Origin of the sequence: Lichenihabitans sp. Uapishka_5 (genome assembly GCF_033947565.1) — a bacterium.
Lineage (GTDB): Bacteria > Pseudomonadota > Alphaproteobacteria > Rhizobiales > Beijerinckiaceae > Lichenihabitans.
The window spans coordinates 1-2,599 of record NZ_JARPVX010000165.1 but is presented as its reverse complement, the minus strand read 5'-3'; the positions used below and the strand labels follow the sequence as shown (position 1 = coordinate 2,599).

General features: G+C 68.7%; 2 protein-coding genes. Both read left to right on the top strand.

Going from position 1 to position 2,599, the window contains the following annotated elements:
* Positions 1 to 284 precede the first annotated feature (284 nt).
* Positions 285 to 1,817 (top strand): aspartate ammonia-lyase, encoded by a 1,533-nt coding sequence (locus tag P7D22_RS22745; RefSeq protein WP_319936528.1) that lies wholly within the window; start codon positions 285 to 287, stop codon positions 1,815 to 1,817.
* Positions 1,818 to 1,920: 103 nt separating this feature from the next.
* Positions 1,921 to 2,599: guanitoxin biosynthesis heme-dependent pre-guanitoxin N-hydroxylase GntA (gene gntA / locus P7D22_RS22740; RefSeq protein ID WP_319936527.1), on the top strand; the 679-nt coding region annotated here is incomplete at its 3' end.

Below are 2,599 nucleotides of genomic sequence, written 5' to 3'. Positions count from 1 at the left end.
AGATGTGTATAAGAGACAGATCGCACACCGTGACGGCCGCGAGCGCCCCGAGCCGCCGCTTCAGCGCATGGGCGAGGCTGAGCCCGGCGATGCCGGCGCCGGCGATCAGAACATCGGTGTGGGTGGGCGCCATAAATAGCCTTGGGTTGCGGCGCGACCTTGGGCGATGGCTCCCGCCCGGTCAATGCGGCCGGCGGGCGCTCGCGGGGTGACGCGGGGGTGACGCCGCGCCGGCAAGCCTTATGCTCCGTCGCCTCGCGCTGTTCTGCCGGAGATGCCGCACCATGCCGGACCCGTCCATTCCCGCCACCGACCCCGTGCCGCCACCAGCCCCCGACACGGTGTCGCTCGCCTCGAGCGAAACGCTGGCGCTCGCGGCGGCCGCGACCCGCCGCGAGCATGACCTGCTGGGCGAGCGCGACATCCCGGCCGACGCGCTCTGGGGCATCCACACCCTGCGGGCGGTGGAGAACTTTCCCATCACGGGCGTGCCGGTGGGCCATTTTCCCGACCTCGTGAGGGCGCTCGCGTCCGTCAAGCAGGCGGCCGCGCGGGCCAATGCCCGGCTCGGCTTTCTGCCGCCCGACAAGGCGGCCGCCATCGAGGCCGCTTGCGCCAGCATCGTGGCGGGCGAGCACCACCGCAGCTTCGTGGTGGATGCCGTGCAGGGCGGCGCCGGCACCTCGACCAACATGAACGCCAACGAGGTGATCGCCAATCTCGGCCTCGCCCACATGGGCCAGCCCCCGGGCGCCTATGGGCGGCTGCATCCCAACGACGATGTTAACATGGCGCAATCCACCAACGACGCCTACCCGACGGCGCTGCGCCTCGCCGTGATCCTGGCCGCAAAGCCGCTGGCCCGCGCGCTCGACGACCTCGCCTATGCGTTCAAGCTGAAGGCGGTGGAGTTCTCATCCGTGGTCAAGATGGGCCGCACCCAGTTGCAGGATGCCGTGCCGATGACGCTCGGCCAGGAATTCGACGCCTTTCACGATACCATCAAGGAGGATGTGGCGCGGCTCGGCGAGGCGGCGGCGTTGTTCCGCGAGGTGAACCTCGGCGCCACCGCGATCGGCACCGGCATCAATGCCGATCCGCGCTATGCGGCGCTGGCGGTGGAAGAGCTCGCCCGCCTGTCGGGGGAGCCGGTGGTGCTGGCCCCGAACCTGATTGAGGCCACCTCCGACATGGGCGCCTTTGTGTTGTTTTCGGGCGTTCTGAAGCGGGTGGCCGTCAAGGTTTCGAAGATCTGCAACGACCTCCGCCTCCTGTCGAGCGGCCCGCGCACCGGCTTCGCGGAGATCCGCCTGCCGCCCATGCAGGCCGGCTCCTCGATTATGCCCGGCAAGGTCAATCCCGTGATCCCCGAGGTGGTCAACCAGGTGGCCTATCTGGTGATCGGCCACGACCTGACGGTGACGCTCTGCGCCGAGGGCGGCCAGCTGCAGCTGAACGCCTTCGAGCCCACCATCGGCTATTGCATCCTGAATTCCATGCGGATGCTGACGGCGGCCCTGGCGACCCTGACGACCCGCTGCGTGTCGGGCATCGAGGCCGACCGCGAGCGCTGCCAGGCGCTGGTGCGCAACTCCATCGGCCTCGTCACGGCGCTTGGGCCCACGCTCGGCTACGAGGCCACCTCGCGCATCGCCAAACGGGCGCTTGCCGAAAACCGCACCGTGGCCGAGCTGGTGCTCGAGGAAGGATTGTTGAGCGAGGCCGAGCTCGACGGCCTGCTCGAGCTCGAGGCGATGACCCGGCCGAGCCGCGCCGGGGTGATCCCGGACAAGCGCGGTTTGCCGAAACAGGTGTGATTTGGGCCTCATGTCGCACCCGGGAACGATGCCGGCTGCCTTCCGTTGAGTCGCACGCGTCCAAAACCTGTGCACGTTGCGTATCGCGAGGGCAGTTCCATCCATGCAGACCGACACCGACCTCGACCATCCCCGGGCCGAGGCCTTTCGCGCCTTCGTCAAGGAACTGCCGTTCCCGTGTGTGGGTGCCAAGTCGGCCTTGTCGAAGGGGCAGCTGCGCATCGTCGTGGCACGAAACATCACCTCGGCCTGGGACGACATGCGGATCTACCCCGCGCTGCGGGAGTTCATCGCGTCCTACAAGAAGCAGCCCGACCTGTTCCAGAGCTTCGCGGTGGTGTTCGAGGGGCCGGGCGACCTGAGCGAGGAAGCCTTCGAGCAGAGCCTTTGGGCCCGCGCCCAAAGCTTGTCCGACAAGGATGCTTGGCACGGCCAGGATTATGACGCCCGCGTCACATCCGATCCCGCGAGCCCGCATTTCTCGTTAAGCTTTGGCGGCGAGGCCTTCTTCATCGTCGGCCTCCATCCGGGCGCCAGCCGGCCGGCGCGCCGCTTCTCGTCGCCCGCCATGGTGTTCAACCTGCACAACCAGTTCGAGCAGCTGCGCGCTCAGGGACGCTACGAGAAGCTGCGCGACTCGATCCTGCAGCGCGACGAGGTGCTGGCCGGCACCCGCAACCCGATGCTGGCCCAGCACGGCGAGGTGTCCGAAGCGCGCCAATACAGCGGCCGCCTGGTCGACGCGGCCTGGCGCTGCCCGCTGCAGCCGCGCGGCCCCGCCG

What these genes read in the sequence shown, in the direction of transcription:
- P7D22_RS22745 (WP_319936528.1), top strand. Translation starts at nt 285, where the DNA reads ATGCCGGACCCGTCCATTCCCGCCACCGACCCCGTGCCGCCACCAGCC.